The sequence below is a fragment of the Entomobacter blattae genome (assembly GCF_014672835.1).
In the GTDB taxonomy this organism is placed as follows: domain Bacteria; phylum Pseudomonadota; class Alphaproteobacteria; order Acetobacterales; family Acetobacteraceae; genus Entomobacter; species Entomobacter blattae.
In genome coordinates this window covers 133,741-153,302 of sequence record NZ_CP060244.1, presented here as the reverse complement: position 1 = coordinate 153,302, position 19,562 = coordinate 133,741, and the positions used below count along the sequence as shown (strand labels likewise).

Genomic DNA, 19,562 nt, shown 5'->3' with positions numbered 1-19,562 from the left:
CTTTTGCTGGGTAATAACGGTATCTACATACGCAATGATTTTTCTTATACCCTGCCGACATCTGGCATGCAATGTGGGCGATATGAGGGGTTATGCGAGCATTTTCTCAAAGGTGTGGAAGTATATGCCTTGCTTGATGGTGGTTTAATCAGAACCACTCATGATTCCAACAATACACCCGCACAGTTAAAAGGAGGACAAATTGCAGGAACAGGTATAGGGATACGTAAAACGATGGGTAACCTGTTTTGGGATGTAGCTGTAACCCGCTCTATTGCCCGGAGTGGATTAAAGGATGAAGGTGTCATTACCTTTTTTAGGGCGGGTGTAAGATTTTGATGGTCAGGAAAAAATCTCACTCTTTTATTCGGCCTTCTAGTCTTTCTGTTTTTTATAGAAGGAAGAAGTTAAGGCGCTTTCTAAGCCATGCAGTTAGCCTGTCTTATTTCCTGTTCAGCACGAATGTTATGGCTCAACAGGCTCCCCCTTCCATTACGGTTGATACCCAGACTGCTCCACAGGTCCCGGCCCCCACACTTGAGACGACAGCCAACGGCATCCCGCAAGTTAATATTGCCACCCCTAATCAGGCGGGTGTGTCTCATAACATGTTTACCGACTATAATGTGGGTGATAAGGGTGTTGTACTGAACAATGCCACTCATTCCACCAAGACCGAGAGTGCAGGCTATGTTACTGCCAATGGCAATCTGCAGGGTAAATCGGCCAATGTTATTCTTAATGAAGTCACAGGCAAACAGGCCTCCCAGCTGGGAGGCTATACGGAAGTTGCCGGCCAAAAGGCTGCCGTGGTGATTGCCAACCCCAATGGGATTAACTGTAATGGGTGCGGTTTTATCAATACAGATCGTGCCACGCTTTCGACCGGCCATCCTGAATTTGAGGCCAATGGCCAGTTGGGTAGCCTGACAGTCACTGGCGGGCAGGTGACTTTCTCTGGCAAGGGCGGTGATTTTACCACTGTGCCCGTGCTTGATGTTATCAGCCGCAGTGTCAAGCTTGATGCCCATGTCAATGCCCAAACAGTTAATATCATAGCTGGGCGTAATCGCTATGACTATCAGAAAAATACGGCCCAGTCCTTGGGCAAGGGCGACAATGCTCCAAGCTTTGCTATTGATAGCACGGCCTTTGGTGGGCTGTATGCTAATCGTATTTCCATGCTGGTCAATGAACAAGGAGCTGGTGTGCGTGTGGCCGGCCAGATGGCAGCCAATGCTGGCGATCTGACTTTAAATGCCAATGGTGACCTGATCATAGCCTCTTCCGGCAGTGCGCATGCAAGCGGTGCCATTCAGGTTACAGCAGGTGGGGTGAATAATGCTGGCAGTCTGCAAGCCGGTGGTAACACAACTATTACTGCAGCCAGGACATTGACCAATAGCGGTGTGATCCAGTCTGTCAATGCTCGCACAACAGTGCAGACAGCCCAGATCACCAATACAGCCCAGGGCCATATTCAAAGTGATGGCAGCGATGGTGTGACACTGAACGCCGATAATTCCATTAGTAATGAGGGGCAGATTGGAGCTTCCAAGGGCAGTATCAGTATAACAACAGCGCGGTTGGATAATGGCGCACAGGCTATTATCGGGGCAGAAGGTGGCATAAATGCAGCTGCTTCTGCCGGTATAAATAATCAGGGCATGCTTTCTGTGCGCAATGGGGCAATCACCCTTCAGGCGGGTCCAATTTTTGACAATCAGGGCGGTAAGGTTCTGGTTCATGCTGGTCGGGTTTCAGTGACAGCCCAAAGCATTCGTAACCATAATGCCGTTCATCCTGCTTCAACCCCTGAGCAGCCTGCTTCAGTGGATCAGGGGCAGATTGAAGCTGGCGATACTTTGGTGCTTAATGGTGATAGCCTAACCAATGAGGGTGGCTTAATCACAGCGAATAAGACTTTAAATGTTTCCATCGCCAAGGCCATCAATAATGATAATGGCATTCTCTATGGTGCAACTGACAGCATTGTTACAGCACAAGGTGCACTCTCCAGTCATTTCGGGCAGATTGGCACGAGTAATGCCGGTAACCTGACACTTACAGCTGCTACTGTTGATAATGGTTCGGGCAAGATTATCGCCGGTCAAGGACTGACCCTGCAAACCGCACAGCTTGCGAACGGATCTGGTCTGATACAGGGTGGTAACGGGTTAAAATTGTTTGTTAACAATTTGAATAATGCGCAAGGCAACCTTTTGACCACAGCAGGTGATATCAGTATCGCAGCCCTTGCGGCTTCTGCCCCAGAGAGTGCGGTCCCAGTGAGCGTGGTCAATGATAATGGCGTGATTCAGTCAGCCAACAACGTGTATGTTCAGGCGTCCACCTTGTCAAACAACCAAGGTAGCGTGACAGGGGCAGGGGATTTGTCTCTTTCTGCAAGCACGTCGCTTGTCAATGACCAGGGTAAGATTATCAGCCAGCAGGGCAGTATTGGGCTTTATAGGGGTGATGTCACCAATGCAGGAGGCGCAGTCAGCGCAGCCCAAGATATCACAGCTCTTGTCCAGTCACTCGATAACAGCCAGAAGGGGGTTATGGTTGCCCAAAGGCAGCTGAACCTTTTTGGTGATAAAGGCATTAATAACAATGCCGGCGGGATCCTTTATGGCGATCAAGGGGGACGTCTCTCCAGTCTGGGGCAGATCACCAATGTGTTAGGCCAGATTGGCGCCGGCAGTGGCATTTTGGCTTTTGCCGGTGCAGAGCTTGATAACCGTTCCGGTAAGATTACTTCTTCGGCTGGAGCACTTGATCTTTCTGTGGCCGGGATTAATAACGATTCTAGAACGACGGGAAGTGCTTCTGCATCAGCAGGTCTGATTCAGGCTAATGGTCTTGTCTCCCTTAATACCGCAAGTCTGAAAATAGTGGTGCAACAATCCTTTCCCAGACAGGCGATGTCGTTTTTAACCCCCAACAAGTAGTAGCCATTAATAATGAGAAGGGGGTCATTCAGGCCAATAAGAGTGTAAGCGCAGCTCTGTCCGGTCTGGATAATACTTCTGGTCTTGTGCTGTCCCAGACAGGTGATATTGTTTTTACAGGCACCGGGCAGGTCAGCAATAGTGCAGGCACGCTTCAATCTGGGGCTAGTATTGCTGTCAGTGCTGCAAGTCTGTCCAATATACAGGGTAGTATTACAGCTGACACCTCGCTGTCTCTTTTTGCCACCCAGAGCCTTGATAACAGTGCAGGCCAGATTGTCAGCAAAAATCAGGATGTAACCCTGACCGCAGGTCCGCTGATCAATCTGGCAGGCCTTATCCAGTCTGTAACTCAAACTTCCTTGTCAGCTCAGCAACTTGATAATACCAAAGGGAGTATTGCCAGCAAGGGGCAGGTCACTGTTACAACCACAGGTGATATTCTCAACCCGTTAGGGGTGATATATGGAGTAACTGGTAATAATGTTACAAGTTCTGCAACATTAAATAACGCCTCAGGACAAATAGGCTCTGGTTCAGGGGCCCTGTCTATTGCGGCAAAGCGTTTCAATAATACATCCGGCAAGACCATTGCCGAAGGTGGTACACTTTTTGTTGCGGCTGATACAACAGATAATACCTTAGGCGTTTTGCAGGCCCAGGATCGTTTGAGCATTGCTGGGCAAGCGTTGAATAATACCAAAGGGTTGGTGTTGACTACTGTCGGTGATATTGTTCTGGGTAACCCACTGGCCCTTGATAATACCAACGGTACGGTTCAAGCTGCAGACCTGCTAGATATAACACTTTCTACTCATAAAAATGAGGGCGGCACCCTATACGGTAAAGGGGGGTTAAAACTTGCAGCAGACAGTTATAGCAGTTCCGAGAGTTCTACCTTGTCCACAGAGGGGATTCTAATCCTTGATATCAAGAACCAGCTCGATAATGAAGGCAAGCTTTTAGGTGACGGGGGTGTGGTGCTGCAGGCTGGTAATGCCATCAATGGCACAACAGGCAGTATTGCCTCACAAAAAGGCAATATCAGTATCACGGCCAGTCAAGCGGCAGGTATTGTCAATCAGGGTAAAATCCAGACACCAGCTGCAGGCAGCGAGATCCGTTTTGATGGCATCAGCCATACCAATAGCGGTCAGTCTCTTTCTGCCGGCACGCAGCAGGTTGATGTCACAAAGGCCTTTGCCAATACTGGTCAAATGAGTGCTTTGGGTGGGCCCTTTACTTTCAATTCTGGCAGTGTATCCAATACAGGCCTTGTGGTTAGCAGTCAGTCTATTACAGGTCAAACCAGTGGGGATTTGTCCAATAATGGTATATTTTATGCACCACAAACCATTGATCTGACTGCTGGCGGCACATTAACTAATCAAGGGGGACAGATCGGAACTGATAGTGGCGACATTACCCTTAACAGCCTTGCGATTGATAACAGCACCGGGAAAGTCATCGCCCAGGCAGGCAATTTGAATGTTACTGCAGATACCAGCACCTTGAACAGGAGTGGCCTGTTTCAGGCAGGTCAAAATGTAGCGTTAAATAGTGCTACCCTTGACAGCAGCCAGGGCACTATTCTAGCTCAGAACGGCACTGTAACCCTCGGTCAGGCACAGGCTCCGCTGATCTCAGCGGTCAATGATGATGGCCGGATTCAGGCAAAAAACACGATCAGTATTTTTGCTGATATGGTCAGTTCGATCAAAGGGATTGTGCTCAGCCTGACAGATCGTATCGGTATAACCGCCTCTCCTTCTGGCCAGCTGAATAATGCAGGGGGTATCTTGCAGGCTGGAACCGATATTACCCTTCATGGCGGCAGTTACAGCAGCGATCAGGACAGCACCATTACAGCACCTGGCCAGGGTCTATTTGATTTTGCAGGTAACTTCAATAATCGGGGCCAGCTGGTAACAACAACCATCAGCCCCATTCAGACAGGTAATTTCATCAACGGGCCAAATGCAATATTTGCTGCCAGAACAGGGGATCTGGTTTTTAATGTGGCTGGCTCCTTCTCAAATACAGGAACCATTGAAGCAGTCGATAAAGGGGTTGCTGTCAATAAAGAGCAAGCAGGGCGTAATCCTGCTAACCTGGCTGTTTTTAGCTCAGATTTTAGCAATAATGGCCTGCTGCGCGCCCAGGGCAGCACAAATCTTACCATAGCACAGGGTACTAACGGATCAGCCGGACAGATCCTGGCTCTTTCAGGCCCCGTTACCCTGACCAGTCAGGGTAATTTTACCAATGCTGGCACTATAGGTAGTACTGCAACTCTGGCAGGCACCATTGGCGACAATCTGTATAATAGTGGAACGCTGTATGGCCAAAACGGGGTTACTGTCAAAGCGGCCAATGATTTTGCCAATACAGGTGGGCAGATCAGTGCTGCCAACAATAATATTGATCTTTCTGCGGTTTATATTACCAATTCTGCAGCTGGTATAATTGTAGCCCGTCAAGGTCAGGTTTTGCTTACCGCTTCTGATATTGCTAACCAGAGTAGCAGCACCCTTCAGGCCCAAGATCAGGTGGTTTTGAATGCCAATATGCTGCATAATGACGGCGGTACAATCCTGTCCATTGGCAAAGGCATCACTCTGGGGGCAGCCAATGATAACAGCCCAGTTACCCTGACACCAGTCATCCTGACAAATATTGGGGGTATTTTCCAGTCAGTTGACAGTATTACAGCCACTTTGGCAGCTTTTGATAACACCAACGGGACCCTGCGCAGCACAAATGGTGCTATTGCCCTTTCCGGCCCAATCACGCTTGCCAATGATAATGGCTCTATTCAGGCTGCAGGCAGTGTAAACCTGAATGCCAGCAGCTATAATGGCGATGGCGCATCAACCCTGCAGGCAGGCACAGATCTGAATCTGGCCTTAAGCGGTGATGGCAGCTCCAATGGCAAGATTATCGGCCAGAATGTAACACTTACAGCCCATAATTTCTCAACCGGCACTGACAGTGTCATCGCAGCCCGCACAGGTGAAACTACACTGACCCTTTCAGGTGACCTGAATAATGCCGGCACCATTGAAACGATTGATGCAGGCCATGTTCTTGCTCTTCAGGCTGCCAATGTTTCTAATACCGGCAGCCTTCTGGCTTCTGGCGCAGGCAGGTTGACCTTGAGCGGAACCCTTGCCAATACAGGAGAGATTACCGGTTTCAAAGGCCCATTAGCTCTTACCGGGGCACAACTGATTAATGAAGGAAGCATCTCTTCAGGCCAGAATATAGCAGCAATCTTTGACAAGAGTATCACCAATTCAGGTGTAATCTATGGGGTCACTGGGTTGAAGGCTGCCACCTCAGGGGCACTTGATAACAGTAACGGGCAGATTGGCAGTGACAATGAGCGGACAGAAATACAATCCGCCAGTATTACCAATCAGAGCGGAAAGATTATTTCGCGCACAGCTGGTGTTGCTCTCACAACAGGTATGCTTGCCAATAATAATGGTATTATTCAAGGGCAGACCGCCACCTTCCTTACGCTTTCAGGCCTTGATAATACCAACGGGCTGATTACCACCCAAAATGGGGGCCTGTCCATTACAGGGGCCAGTGGGCCTTTGGGTAACATCGTCAATCAGGAAGGCCATATCCAGGCGATTGGCGGCAATCTTGACCTTTCAACCGCACGTCTTGACAACGCTAACGGCACCCTGGCCACCAGCACAGGTGATATTACGCTGACCAATGGTGGTGGCCCGTTGGGCGCCTTGACCAATACCAACGGCAAGATCAGTTCTGGTGGTAGCTTTACGCTCGCCGTTAATACGCTTGATAATCTTAATCAGGTGTCGGCCAAAAAAGACCTGACACTTTCCACCCCAGCTGGTTTTTCAGGGCAGGCCCTATTCTCGGCCGGGCGTAATGTAACTTTAAGTTTTGGGGGAGATTATACCGCCCTTGCTGGCTATGGGATTGTCAGTGGTGGAGATCTGAGCCTGCAGGCCGCCAATATCACTAATCAGGGCGCATTTATTGCAGGCGGTGCTGCCACGCCTCAACACGCCGGGCAGCATCACCAATAATGGGTTGATTGAAGGTACAAGCGGGGTCAATTTACACCTTGATGGTAATCTTGCCAATACTCAGGCCGTAATCACTACCGATAATGGGCCGCTATCCATTGCTGGTTTTAACAACGCCATAGCTGGTAATATTGTCAATACCTCAGGCGAGATTTCAGCCAATGGCCCCAATGGTGACCTGCAGATCAACGCTGCCAGCCTGACCAATAACGTACTGGGCGGCGTCAAGGAAGTCGCCGTTCATTACCAGAAAGATTATACAGAAGGCCTTGCCAACCCACTCCCACTGGATCAAAGTAAATATCCAGACGGTACCTATGGGGATTATTATTACGGCCAGAAGGTTATTCAGCTCGACACTCCGCCTGATCTGGGAACCGGTCATGTTCTGGCGGCTCTCTTTGATGGCGATGCCAGCAGCCATGTGCTGGTTACAGGTGAAGGAGCCACGGTTACAGCTGCCAATACCCCCGCTCTCATCGGGGCCAGCCGTAACCTTACGCTGAACATCAATGGGGCAGTCAGTAATGATGCCAGCCATATTACAGCCGGTAACGATATCAATATTGTTGGTGGCAGTTTGAACAATGTGGGCTATACCTCTTCTGTAACCTATATGTTCCAGTGTTTTAACGGCAGTTCCTGTCGTTTCTTCGATCCGCCAACAGATATTGCCAGCCCAGATATAAACCTGCCCAAGCAAGATATTGGCTCACCCCCTGCGGGCAATGCCTGGCCTGCCCATATCTGGGCAACCTCTGGCAGTGGAACTGGCTTTTCTGGCACATTGGTGGCTGGTGGTACTATTACCGGTAACCTGACGGGGGCCATTAATAACAAAACCGTTGTTGTTGGTGCGCTTCCTGGCGAGATTCCTAATTATACCGGTAACACGCCTTCCGGTATTACAGCCCCTGGCCAGTCTGGCGCTATTGCCCCGGGTGCTTCTCTGGGCACTGTTAATACAGGCAACCTAAATGCAGCAGAGGGGGGCAATGGCTCTTCCGCCAATCAGGTTACGGGTAATGGTCCAGGCTTTGGCAACACAGCTGATTTATCCAGTCGCACGGCCAATGCTGATACTGGCAATAGTGCCACCAATCCTGATCTGTCTGGCCTTAAGCCAGGGGAGGGCGGGAGTGCCTCAACCGGGCAGTCTTCAGTGGGCTCTTCCAGCCTTGCCCTGCCAGATGCCGGCACCGGCAGTAATGCCGTCGGTCAAAATGGCAACGGCCAGCAAGTTGGTACACCTGGTGCTGTAGCAGGGGCTGGTGCGCAAAGCCTGCCTGGCAGTGGTGGCATACTCCCCCCACAGGTTACTGTCTCTCATCAGAATGGCCAGGCCGTTGCGCTGCCTGGGTTTCAGGGTACCTATCAGGTTTTTGTTGGCAGTGGGTTGACCGTTGGTAACGGGGGGAATACTGCCGGGGGCAGTTCTTCAGGCACAGGCACCACATCCCCCCCGACCGCGACCCTGGTTGATATTGTTGCGAGTATTCCAGGTGGGAGGGCCTTGTTTGTGCCCAATCCATCCCCTGATATTTCTGTTCTGATTGAGACCAACCCCAGTTATGCGACTGCTGCGGGCTTTTATGGGTCGCAATATCTGCTGAACAAAGTGGGCGATGCCCCTTCTAATTATAAATTCCTTGGCGATGCAGGCTTTGATACGCGCTATGTCCAACAACAGATCGTCAGTGCCACTGGCCAGATCTTTATGGACAGCACCATCAACAACGCCTCTGACCAGATGCGCATCTTACTTGATAATGCCGCAAGCCAGGCCACAGCTTCAGGGCTGAATGTTGGTATCCCCTTGACCGCTGCCCAACAGCAGGCCTTGACGTCTGATATTGTCTGGTATGTGCCCGTTACGGTCAACGGCCAGCAGGTTCTGGCTCCACAGCTTTATCTTGCGCCCGGCCACAGCACTTTGGCCTCAGGCGCTGCGATTGCTGGCAAGAATGTAAACTTAACGGGCAGCTCCATTACCAATTCAGGCAGTATTTCCGCCCAGAATGATCTGGTCCTAACCTCACGTAATGGCGATATCCTCAATGAAGGCGGCACGCTTTTGGCAGGTGGGAATTTTACAGCCACTGCCCATAATGGCTCTTTCGTCAATACTGATACCCTTAACCATTACCTGACCCAGACCGGCACTCAGGAAGGTCTTGCCAATAAGGCTACGGTTACAGCCGGCAAAAGTGCCACTGTCGTGGCCGATAGGGATATTACCTTCACTGGTGGTACCCTTTCGAGTGGGGGTGACCTGAATATGGTGGCAGGCCAGAATATTACTCTCAATACCCGTACTGCTCAGGCCCAAACAGATTTTGCACAGGATCGCTTCACCTTCTCCAACAGCCAGACCCGTAATGAAGCCACCACTATCAGCAGTGGCGGCAATGCCCTTCTGGCTGCCTTAGGTGGCAACCTTACAGCTCAAGGCGCACAGCTTTCCTCAAGTGGTGATATGACACTTTATGCCGGCCAGAACATCGACCTTGGCAGTTATACCAACAGCGAGGCAACGCAGGATGCGGGCAGCGAGAGGGGCTTTCTAACCTCGAGCGCCTTTTCTGACCAGCATTCGTGGACGCATGAGCAGGGTAGTGCAGTAACCTCTGAGAACGGTTCTCTCACAGCTGTTGCTGGTGACAATCTAACCCTTAAAGGGGTGCTTGGTGCTTTGGGGAATGTTGATCTCTCAGCCGGTAAAGCCATTACCATTGATGCCACCAAAGATACCACCGCAGATGCCACCATGCACAAAACCAGCAAGTTTGGTTTTTTTACTGATGGTCTTTCTGCTTCAGTAGGGAGTAAGTTCTCGAAAGATACCGCATCCTCGGCCACCACTATCTATACGTCTTCTGTTGTGGCATCAACTGGTGGCTCGGTTGATATTAATGCCGGCAAGCAGGTTACCCTCAATGGTTCAGGGGTTAGTGCCGCACATGATGTTACCATTGCCGGCTCAGACGTTACCTTCAACGCTGTTACCAACCATGAGGAGGGCAGCGAAAGCCATGTGCGGAAAACCGCAGGGTTTGGCCTTGGCCTTTCGGGCAATAGCATTGCCGGCCAGGTTGGCAATTCCATACAATCTGCCACCCACACCCATGGCGCAGGTTCTGGTGTTCTAGGCACGTTGTATGGCCTGCAAGGGGCCTATAGCAGTGCGATAGGGGCTGATGCGTTGAATGGGCTGGAGCTTGATCAGCTTGGGGCGCTTAACGATAATCCTGTTTTTGGTGGGGTGCAGGCCATTGGCGTGCAGGCGGGCTTTAATTTTGGGTCCAGCAAATGGTCATCATCCTATAGTAAGGATACTGTCCAGGGATCGAGTGCACAAGCGGGTGATGCCCTGACAATTATTGCCCGCGGTGACCCCACCACCACTACCCCTTCCAAAGGTACTATTACCGCCACAGCCTCAACCCTTGCGGGGAAAGATGTTACATTAGCTGCCCCGGGCGATATTACTCTGCAAGCTGGCACGAACACCACCACAACGCATAGCGACAATCACTCCACAGGGATCAGTGTGGGGGTTGCAGCTTCCATTGGTAGTGAGGGGGCTGGGCTTTCAGCCACAGCCACCGGCAGCCATGGGCAAGGCCATGCCAACGGCACAGAAACCACGGCTGTGGATACCACTGTGACCGGCACCAATTCAGTGACCATTGCCAATGCGGGGGGCATCACCACGCTGAATGGGGCGGAGGTCAAGGGTGGGCACATTGCTGTGCAGACGGGTAGCCTTTCCATCACCTCATCGCAGAACACGGCGCAGTATAGCAGCAAGCAGGACCAAGGGGGTGGCACTGTCAGTGCTTCCTTCCTTGGGGCGGGCACCACAGGGGCTTCTGGTAGTGTTGCACATTCCACTATCACCAATAACTACAGCTCCACGAGTGATGTGCTCTCTGGGTTGTATGCCGGCCAGGAAGGGCTGAGTGTTGATGTTTCGGGCAAGACGTCGCTTGTGGCTGGTGTTATTGCCTCGGAAGCGGACAAGGCACTGAACCATTTCAGCACGGGGTCACTGGAGGCTAAAGGGCTTGAGAACCATTCGGATTATTCTGGCACACCTATGGGCTTTCTGCCAATGGGCTGAATACGGCTTCTGGTGCGGTGAATGGCCCGGTTGCGGATAATATTGGCAGCAATCTGGCATCGAACTCCACAGCCCACATCGGGGACGGCGCCAATCACCATGAAACCAGCACTTCTGAAAGTGCGATTGGTGAGAACATCACCATCGCTACTGGTTCCACCACGGGCCATTACAGCACCGACCCCACCACCGCCAACCACCCGCTAACTAACAAATTCGACCCCCAGAAGGTGCAAAACCAACTCGCCACCCAACAAGCCGGCACCCAGCTCGTTGGCGAAGTTGCAGGTCAAGCCGCTGATGCTTTGCGTGATAATGGCGTGCAGGGCTTTGACGAGGGTGAGTATGGCCGTGTGCTCACCGAAGCCGCCCTCAACGCAGGCGTATTCGGTGCCACAGGCGGCAGCGCCCTCGCCGCCGCCAGCAGCACAGTCGCCAGTGGGTTGCTGACTGATTATGTGAACGAGGCTGCCAATCAGGCGGCAGCGAAGCTGACGAGTGACCCTAAGGCACAGGAAGCGATTGCTCGTGTTCTGGGTAACAGCATGGCGTCTGCCCTTGGATTGGGTGCAGGTGCCCTGACAGGAAGCAGCACGCTGAATGGAGCTTTGGCAGGAGGTGGTTCTGCCTCCAATATCTATCAGTATAACCAGATGGAAGACGAGCGCGAGGGGGAGAACCGTCCGCTGGATGCTGAAGGGCGACCCTTAAGTATTAATGAGGAAGTTCGGACAGAAATCTGGAATAACAACCGTGAAGAACTGAAGCGGCTGGATCCTGATAATCCCGTACTGACAAGGAAAGAGTTACGTCCTGCAAGTGATGCATTGCATTCTTATGTGCCTTCAGAAGCGGAAGCACGTGAAGTTCATGAAGCTCTGGAAGTCGCACGCAAGGTTGAGCGTGCACAAGGAAGCACCGAAGGGCTGAAAGATCTTGTCACCAACGGCAAGGTCGGCTCTGAAAACCTCAAGCAAGCCGCAAGTGGCGGAAAAACCCCTTCTTCCATAGATGATGGAGAGGAAGCCTTTAATCCTGCGGGCACTATGGGCGCTGCACGTCTCTGGACAAAATCTGCCCGTTTGAAGCAAGCACAGTTGCCGACACAAGGTAAAATTCGCTTCGTGCCACCAGATGACTATAATGCTACAGCTTCTTTAGATAGAGGTCCTAGTAAAGGGTATTATGACAGATTTGGTAATGAGTGGGTAAAAGGACCGTCTCGTACGCCAGGGGAGCCGTTTGAGTGGGATGTTCAGTTGTCTTCGAAAGGGCAAGCCCAATTGGGTTGGGCCAGTCGTGATGGCAAGCATTTGAATGTTTCCCTAAAAGGTGAAATAACCCATTAGGAAAGGAAGTAAGGAAATGTTGAAAGATCAAATACCTTTTTACGCAGAAGTTATCGTAAAAGAGAATACTACGCGATCTCAACATACTGGAAAAAAAGGAGCAATTATGGCCATTAGCGAGGAAGATGGGCATATATATGGATATCGAGTAATTTTATTTGATGATTACGAAGATATTGCGGAGAGTATGCTTGAATTTGACAAAAAATCTGCTTTTTTCCCGCCGCATGAACTTGAGGTAACGGGTGTAATGTATAAACGCTCTGATTTTTATGATGGCAATTACATCAAGGTTTCCCCTGAAGGAGAGTGGGACGGAAAGATATATCAGAAGGAAGAGGATGAAAGCGATTCTCCCAAGGAGTAGCTAGATTTTGTTCTTATCCAAACCTTGCCAACTTTACAGGCAACACCCTTGCAGCTGGTGCTGGTGTTGGTGCTGCGTCCTACATCAATGCCTATAACTACCTTGCAGACCATCAGAAGAAGGCAGAGAAGGAAGAGCTTTCAGCCTGTAACGGCAGTGTCGCCTGTGTTGGAGGTGTAGAACTTAAATACGTACTGATCAGCACCAAGCAGGATGCGGCTTTTGCAGCTGGTCTGGTTGCAGGTATTCCTACCAGTCTGATTGAAAGTCTTGGGGGTGCTGTTGATCTTCTTGCCCACCCTGTTGATACGGCAATGCCCTGATAGCTCTTGTGAGCAGTGAGAACGCTATTGGCACAATAGGCAATGGTATTAAGTCAGATTTGACAGACAGACTAACGCGGTTTAAGACCAATTACGAAGAAGCAGGTCTGTCTGGATCAGCCAATGCGGGTCAGGAACTGGGCAAGCTGCTGACGGATGTTGTAACGGTTGCTACAGGGGGTGTAGGGCTGATCAAGGGAGGCATTGCAGCCTCCAGCAAACTGGTCTCTCTCCTCAAAACCGCCGATAATGTTGCCAAAGGCACCGCAACCACCGCAGAACTTGCCGCAAAGGCTAGTGAGCTGGTAGCAAGTGATGTAATAAAGCAAGCTATTACAGGAGGAGAAGCTGCAAAGAGTGTAAATGCTCTTGATGCAGTTAATCGAAAGCTTAGTGCTCTTTCTAAAGCACAAAACAAAGCAGTTTCTGTCCGAGTATTATCCGATGGTCGTATTCGTTATTATGGACCTGAAGCTCCTTCAAAAACTCTAGGTCCAACTCGTGGGGCTTCTCATGTTACAGAGTATGACCCAAAGACAGGAAATGTAAGGGAGTGGCATGAAAATTATAATCAAGCAGGTCAAGTAAACCGTGTTCATCCTAAAAGCATTAATGGTCAGGTTGTTAAAGGTCAGCATTACCCACCAACAGGTAAGGAATTAAGGCAATGATAGAAAAAGTTACAGGAAAAGAGGTTGCAGAAATTTTAGAAAAAGCTGCTAAAAATAAGTATAGTACTTATCAAATAGCTAAAGTGGCTTATGAAATTTATTCTAATCCTGGTAGAGATTTACCTCAAAATATTTCAGATAAAGTATATCCACTAATGTTTATGGATGATGCACCAGAAATGGAATTGACGGAGGAGGAGTTTCGTGAGGTAGTAGAGCAAATTAAGCATATGTAGTTTTTTGAATAATTTTTTCGTTTATTAAAAATTAAATAATACTGATGGTCGCTCTGATGGTTGGGACGAGGGGGGCGCGTATCGTGTTGGTGTTGAATCAGCGCTTAACGGTCTTGTCGCTGCAGCAGGGGGTGGTAATGTTGGTTCAGCTATAGCAGGAACTGCCACAGCAGGCTTGCTTACTCCGCAAAATAACCTCCTGGCCACAGCTCTCTCCCAGGAGGCGGGCCTCAAACCAGAAGAATCCCAGGCACTTGCTAACTTCATAGGCAACAGCCTTGCAGCGAGTGCTGGTGCTGCTGGTGGCCTTGCAGGCGGAGGCAACCTCACCACCTCCGTGCTCACAGGCGCAGGGAGTGCAGGCAATATCTATCAATATAACCAGCTGGCTGATATTGGCACAGCGAAGGGTGTGGCAGCGGCTTTGTCTGGTGCGGGTGTTGGGTATACGGTTGTAGAAGGGGGCTTGCTTCTTGTTCCAGGGCTAGGTGTTGCAATTGCAATTGGTGCTGCAACAGGTGCTGTTATTTACTATGTGAACACGGAAAGTGGCCAGAAGAACTTACAGCAGGCTGTGGATATTGTTAGCAGTGTCTTTCAAGGTTCTGTAAAGACCACTCCTATTGCAGTGCAAGCCAGTAATAATGACGGAGGGAATGCACCTAAGGATGGTCAAGCCTCTACTTCGGCCAAACCTCCAGTTTCCGAAAGCGCTTCACTCCCACCAAATGAACCGGATGAGGATGGTGATAAAAATTCTAATATTTCTAAAAATATTGATGAGGGGCGACAGGGGAAACATGTTCCTGGCCATAATAATAATATTAACCCAAATAAATCAGATCTCTTAAAGGAGATAGATCCACAAGAGTTATTAGATGGTGTCCACAGTGGTAAATATACAATTAAAGGTTACGACCAGCGGAATGGCAACCCAATTGTTGACTTTGGAAAGCCAATTGGGGAGGTAAAAGGGAAGATAACCAACTTAGGAAAAATACATTCTGGTAAAAATGGAGCGCACATTGTTCCACATGTACCATAGGAGTTAAGTGATTAAATGGATAAGATGAAAGAGTTTATACCTGAACTACCGGAAGAGGTTTTGAGGGCATGCGTTGATGGATTGTTAGGAGAGATTTATCCAAATATTAGAGCTATCTCCGCTGGTTTAACAAGAGATAATGTTTTTATATTGCATTATTATTTGGATCGTGAACCTACAGATTATGATCGAGATAGTATTGATGCAGTAGTGAATGAAATTCTTATTTATCTTCCTACAGAAGGAGTGATAGAGAAAGTTTCTACGCATGTTTTTTATGAAAATGGTTCCTATGAAAATATGTCTCGAATGTCTGGCTTTTTATATGCTAGAAGACAGTACAAATAAAGGGTATTGTCAAAATAATTTTGTGTGGACCTGATCTGATATTGGAGGCTATGCAAACTAGAAATTCTTTTTAGTATTACAAGACATCACCTGAGATTATCCGATTGGCACAGTGCGTTATTGGTTAGGAAGCTTTGGTTGGCGCAAGTGCTGCTTCCTATATCAATGCCTATAACTACCTTGTAGACCATCAGAAGAAGGCGGAGAAGGAAGAGCTTGCCGCTTGTAATGGCAGTGTTGCCTGTGTTGGAGGTGTAGAGCTTAAATACGCACTGATCGGCCTTGTCAGATTAACTTTTCTAGGTGAGGAGTTGGTGATATTTGTAAGGGATGGAAAGTAAGACTTTAAATATTACAGGACATCAGCTGAGCTAATAAGATTAGCAGTAATGTATTATATGTGTTAACCATTGAGCTATCGCCAGATTGAAGATCTGTTGTGGGAACGAGGGATAGATGTTTGCCACGAAACGGTGCGTTATTGGGTAGGGGTCTTTGGCAAGAAGTTCGCTGGTTCTATTCGCAGAAAGAGGCAGAATAGTCACTCGAACTGGCAGTGGCATATTGATGAAGTGTTTGTAAAGGTGAAGGGCAAGCTTCATTATTTATGGCGTGCGGTTGATGGTGAGGGAGAGGTTCTGGACTGCTATGTCAGCGAGAGAAGGAACAGGAAGGCAGCAGTTAAGTTTCTACAAAAAGTGATGAGGAAGAGGGGTATTCCGCAGAAGATAGTAACGGATGGGCTTTCCTCGTATAGAGCATCATTAAAGGAACTGGGATTGGAGAAGTGCCAAGAAGTTGGTCGTTATTTGAACAACAGATGTGAGAATTCGCATTTACCGTTTCGAAGGCGTGAATATATGATGCAACACTTTCGGCGTGTGAGATGGTTACAGGAATTTGCGAGCATACAGGGTCAGGTATATAATTTTTTCAATCACGAGAGGCATTTGGTTAAGAGGGACACATACAAGGAGAGACGATCCACGGCGTTGGCTGAATGGATGTGCCTTTTTATTGGATAAAGTCTCGTGATTTTTGCCCTAACTGAGGCTAGTTGCAGTTAGTCTGACAACACCGCCAGCAAGCTTTCACAGTCACTTTTCCTTCGTTTTTCCTTTGTTTTATAAAATAAAGCAGTAGAATTATAAAGCAAAGCAGTAAGTAGGATTTTCCGTACGAACGGCACTTGCATAGAGTCTTAAAATCGACAGGGATCCCCGTTTTCTCCATGTGATTTCTTTGGCAGGAGAATCATAGACTGATCCTGAACAGTCTTGTTCCATGCGCATACGAATTGTGGTTCTCGCAGCCCCTTAATCTCTATCAGTCAAGGATATCACTTGGATTTAAGATCGGACATTGGAGAGGTCAGGGCAGGATCCATCAAAAGCCTTAAAAGCTTCTCTATGCCTTATTTTATGCCTTGTAGGAATATATCCGTATATGAGGGTAGCCCTAACAGCAAAAGCTTTAGGAGGTTTAGTGCATATAGGTCTTTTAAAAAGAATGGAAGCTGAGTAATTTTAACGTAGGGTTCATTTCCTTTCAGAGGAGTGTTCCCCTGTATTTTAAAATTCTGTGTTTTAAAGCTTTGTGTTTTAAAGTTGGGAGTTTAATAGGGTAAGTCTTTAATAAAACCAATAACCGACAAAACAAATAACCCATAAGAACGCTTCCACAGGCTTTACTTTGTAATAGGGGGGGAAGCCTGTATTTTGGGCATGAAAATTTTAAGATAAGAGTTTTAGTTTTCTGCCCAGGCATCGGGCCAGTATCGGGCAGTATGCGGGTAAAAGCCGGCAAGAAAAGGCAAAAAACGGTAAATTTCGCTATAACGAACGGAAATTTGTATTCGCCAATAAGTGTGGCGTAATTCCTGATGGTTGTTTCTGAATGATTTGCCAAGGACGCTATCATTTGTTGACGTTTGTTTTTTTATTTATGAAATTGCGCATTTATAGATAGACTTGTCGTTATGATGAAAGGGGATGAGGACGAATATTATTTCTAGGATAATTTTATGGTATAATCGTTTAAGCTATTGATAGGCGATAGGCCAAATGATAGCTCAAATAAAGTTGTATTCTTGAAAGCTCCACTACGGTTATGCTTAAGAACTTCATACCTAAGAATTTCATACCAGGGGGGACTCTTAAGGGGGCCTTAAGATGGTGTGATGGGGAGGAGGTCGCGGAATTTGGCAGCTGAAAAGTCATGTATTTTTGCCATAGAAAGGGCAAGAGGCTAGTCAGCAACTCGGTGTTTTTTTGCTTATGAAGGCCAACCGTATAGAACGAGATTGAGGGTAATGTTATAACGAAAGCAGCACAACATTAGGCAGGCAAGGATGAAGGTCTTGCATAGCAGGAGCAACGGAAAGTTTAGAAACACATAGAGTTTGCAGGAAATGGAAATAGTCATACGTTGTGGCCTGGCTGAAATAGATGAAGATGACGAAAATTTTTAATAGTGCAGGGATTACGAAAACTGTTTTCACAGGTTTTTGTGTAGGTCTTTGCGTTATTATTGCTTGTCATGCCTTGTTTCTCCAAATGGGTACATGGCATGTAGATGAATATGATTACATGTACTCCCTTGAAACCCAGGGTATTTGGTTTTCGTTAAAGCGCTGGCTCATATGGAGCCCACGCCCACTGGCAGAATTGCTGACATTTCTGTATGCCCGTTTGGTTCTTATTACTCGTTTCCCCCTTACAGGATATGTTTTGGGGGCTATGTGGCTATTATTCTTTGCCCTGGCTTTTAAAACATTTTTACAAAACGCCCCAAAGGGCAGTACAGGCTTTGCCTGCTTGTTTAGCTTGCTCATATGTGTGCTGTATTTGTTAGGCCACCCTGTAGCAGACCTCTATTATTGGCCCATGGCAACATTTGCTTATCTACCGACATTAGGCTCTATAACAGCCTTATTTTTATTGTGTTTTCTTGAGAGGGTGTCGGAAAGAAAAAAACAGAGGATAGAGTTTATCTTGTTGTTAATTGGGCTTGCCTCTAGCGAATCTGGGATGATCTTTGCAAGCCTGTATGCGGGTTTTAAGATAATTCTATGCCAAAACACAAAAGGAATGGCCTTTTTACGGGAAAAGGCATTTTGGAATTTAGTCGTTATTATTGGCCTTGCTGGGGGATTATTGGTATTGGTAAAAATTGGGCGGGTGCCCACAGAACAATCCTCTAGTATTGATATTAAGGGAGACTGGATAGGCAGTTTACGCTATACACTGCCAGCGTTTTACCAGACATTTTTAGCCGTTCAACCTAAGGAGCTCGCTTTTGGTACAGTAACGCTCAAAGATGTTTGGCTTGGTATGGCCTTAAAGCCATTACTGTTTTTAGGGTTTTTTCTTCTTTTTCTGTTTCGGGGGTGGGTCTTTTCAGCGCGGGAAATGCTTGGGGTTTTACTTGCCCTTATGGGCACGGTGTTTCTGACGCTGTATTTTACCTATTATGTTTTTGGTGCGTTGATGACCCAACGTTATCTGTCCTTTCAGATGGATTTGGTTGTGTTAAGTGTAGCTGGTTTTGCAGCTCTGGCTGCTAAAGGTGTTCTGTTCTTATGGCAAAAAAAGGTGGTTGTTGAAAATTGTCGTAGGGTCTCTCATCTTCTTTTGGGAGGTGGGCTTGTCGTTCTTGCTGTTTGTATTGGAATTATGTTCTCATGGCGCTTTCCTGCTCTTCAAAGAGCGTATGCCCTTTACCCCGAATATAGGCAAAATCAACAAGAGCTATGGCAGACCAAAGGGGAGAAGATTATATTCAAGCAGTGTGGTTTTACACCTCTAACCTATTCCTGGGTATGGGAGCCGGGGTATTTTTCCCTTGATCACCCCCCACATAGTGGCGACAAAAAGCTAGAAATGAGTTTTTTACATTCTCGACCTGTTATGCTTTTCTTTCACAAAAAAGAGATGGTTATCTTTTCTCCGTTTTTTCATAAGGATTGCCCTGTCCAAAAGTGAATGAAATGAAAAGAGACGACTGTAGTTTTATTTTGGCTCCATGACGATAACAGTTAATATTTATTAATTTTTAAGTCTATTTTAAAATTGGAACAT

Annotated in this window: 14 protein-coding genes; 13 read left to right on the top strand and 1 reads right to left on the bottom strand. The window is 48.0% G+C overall.

Features of this window, described 5'->3' with window-relative positions; genetic code table 11:
* Positions 1–3: 3 nt before the first annotated feature.
* From JGUZn3_RS12225 to JGUZn3_RS00655, 4 genes are read left to right on the top strand one after another with little or no spacing between them, the layout of a single operon-like run.
* Positions 4–339 carry a hypothetical protein gene (locus JGUZn3_RS12225; RefSeq protein WP_238996840.1) on the top strand — a complete coding sequence of 112 codons (336 nt, stop codon included), beginning with the start codon at positions 4–6 and terminating at the stop codon, positions 337–339.
* Positions 339–2,954 carry a two-partner secretion domain-containing protein gene (locus tag JGUZn3_RS00665; protein WP_203413886.1) on the top strand — a complete coding sequence of 872 codons (2,616 nt, stop codon included), beginning with the start codon at positions 339–341 and terminating at the stop codon, positions 2,952–2,954. The genes JGUZn3_RS12225 and JGUZn3_RS00665 overlap by 1 nt, the downstream gene beginning before the upstream one ends.
* Complete coding sequence (locus tag JGUZn3_RS00660; RefSeq protein ID WP_338030809.1) at positions 2,909–7,021, top strand: beta strand repeat-containing protein; 4,113 nt, start codon at positions 2,909–2,911, stop codon at positions 7,019–7,021. Before JGUZn3_RS00665 ends, JGUZn3_RS00660 begins: the two co-directional genes overlap by 46 nt.
* Positions 6,981–11,144 (top strand): hemagglutinin repeat-containing protein, encoded by a 4,164-nt coding sequence (locus JGUZn3_RS00655; RefSeq protein WP_238996975.1) that lies wholly within the window; start codon positions 6,981–6,983, stop codon positions 11,142–11,144. Before JGUZn3_RS00660 ends, JGUZn3_RS00655 begins: the two co-directional genes overlap by 41 nt.
* Here JGUZn3_RS00655 and JGUZn3_RS00650 read toward each other — a convergent pair.
* Entirely contained in the window at positions 11,105–11,314 is a 210-nt protein-coding gene (locus JGUZn3_RS00650; protein WP_203413883.1) for a hypothetical protein, read from the bottom strand. The genes JGUZn3_RS00655 and JGUZn3_RS00650 overlap by 40 nt on opposite strands.
* A gap of 60 nt (positions 11,315–11,374) precedes the next feature.
* Here JGUZn3_RS00650 and JGUZn3_RS00645 point away from each other — a divergent pair, with 60 nt between their 5' ends.
* The 9 genes from JGUZn3_RS00645 (at position 11,375) to JGUZn3_RS00605 (ending at position 19,466) form a co-directional block, all read left to right on the top strand.
* Positions 11,375–12,493: a polymorphic toxin type 17 domain-containing protein gene (locus JGUZn3_RS00645; RefSeq protein WP_203413882.1), complete on the top strand. Its 1,119-nt coding sequence runs from the start codon at positions 11,375–11,377 to the stop codon at positions 12,491–12,493.
* A 16-nt stretch (positions 12,494–12,509) separates the two neighbouring features.
* Positions 12,510–12,860, top strand: a complete 351-nt coding sequence (locus JGUZn3_RS00640) for a hypothetical protein (RefSeq protein WP_203413881.1) — start codon at positions 12,510–12,512, stop codon at positions 12,858–12,860.
* Positions 12,861–13,191: 331 nt separating this feature from the next.
* Positions 13,192–13,854, top strand: coding sequence for a hypothetical protein (locus tag JGUZn3_RS00635; RefSeq protein ID WP_203413880.1), 663 nt, complete (start codon positions 13,192–13,194; stop codon positions 13,852–13,854).
* Complete coding sequence (locus JGUZn3_RS00630; RefSeq protein WP_203413879.1) at positions 13,851–14,090, top strand: hypothetical protein; 240 nt, start codon at positions 13,851–13,853, stop codon at positions 14,088–14,090. The genes JGUZn3_RS00635 and JGUZn3_RS00630 overlap by 4 nt, the downstream gene beginning before the upstream one ends.
* 175 nt (positions 14,091–14,265) lie before the next feature.
* Entirely contained in the window at positions 14,266–15,135 is an 870-nt protein-coding gene (locus JGUZn3_RS00625; RefSeq protein WP_203413878.1) for a polymorphic toxin type 50 domain-containing protein, read from the top strand.
* 15 nt (positions 15,136–15,150) lie between these two features.
* Positions 15,151–15,483: a hypothetical protein gene (locus JGUZn3_RS00620; protein ID WP_203413877.1), complete on the top strand. Its 333-nt coding sequence runs from the start codon at positions 15,151–15,153 to the stop codon at positions 15,481–15,483.
* Positions 15,484–15,617: 134 nt separating this feature from the next.
* Positions 15,618–15,824, top strand: coding sequence for a hypothetical protein (locus tag JGUZn3_RS00615; protein ID WP_203413876.1), 207 nt, complete (start codon positions 15,618–15,620; stop codon positions 15,822–15,824).
* 69 nt (positions 15,825–15,893) lie between these two features.
* Positions 15,894–16,508 carry an IS6 family transposase gene (locus JGUZn3_RS12775; RefSeq protein WP_203413875.1) on the top strand — a complete coding sequence of 205 codons (615 nt, stop codon included), beginning with the start codon at positions 15,894–15,896 and terminating at the stop codon, positions 16,506–16,508.
* Positions 16,509–17,936: 1,428 nt separating this feature from the next.
* Positions 17,937–19,466, top strand: coding sequence for a hypothetical protein (locus JGUZn3_RS00605; RefSeq protein WP_203413874.1), 1,530 nt, complete (start codon positions 17,937–17,939; stop codon positions 19,464–19,466).
* Positions 19,467–19,562: the final 96 nt, after the last annotated feature.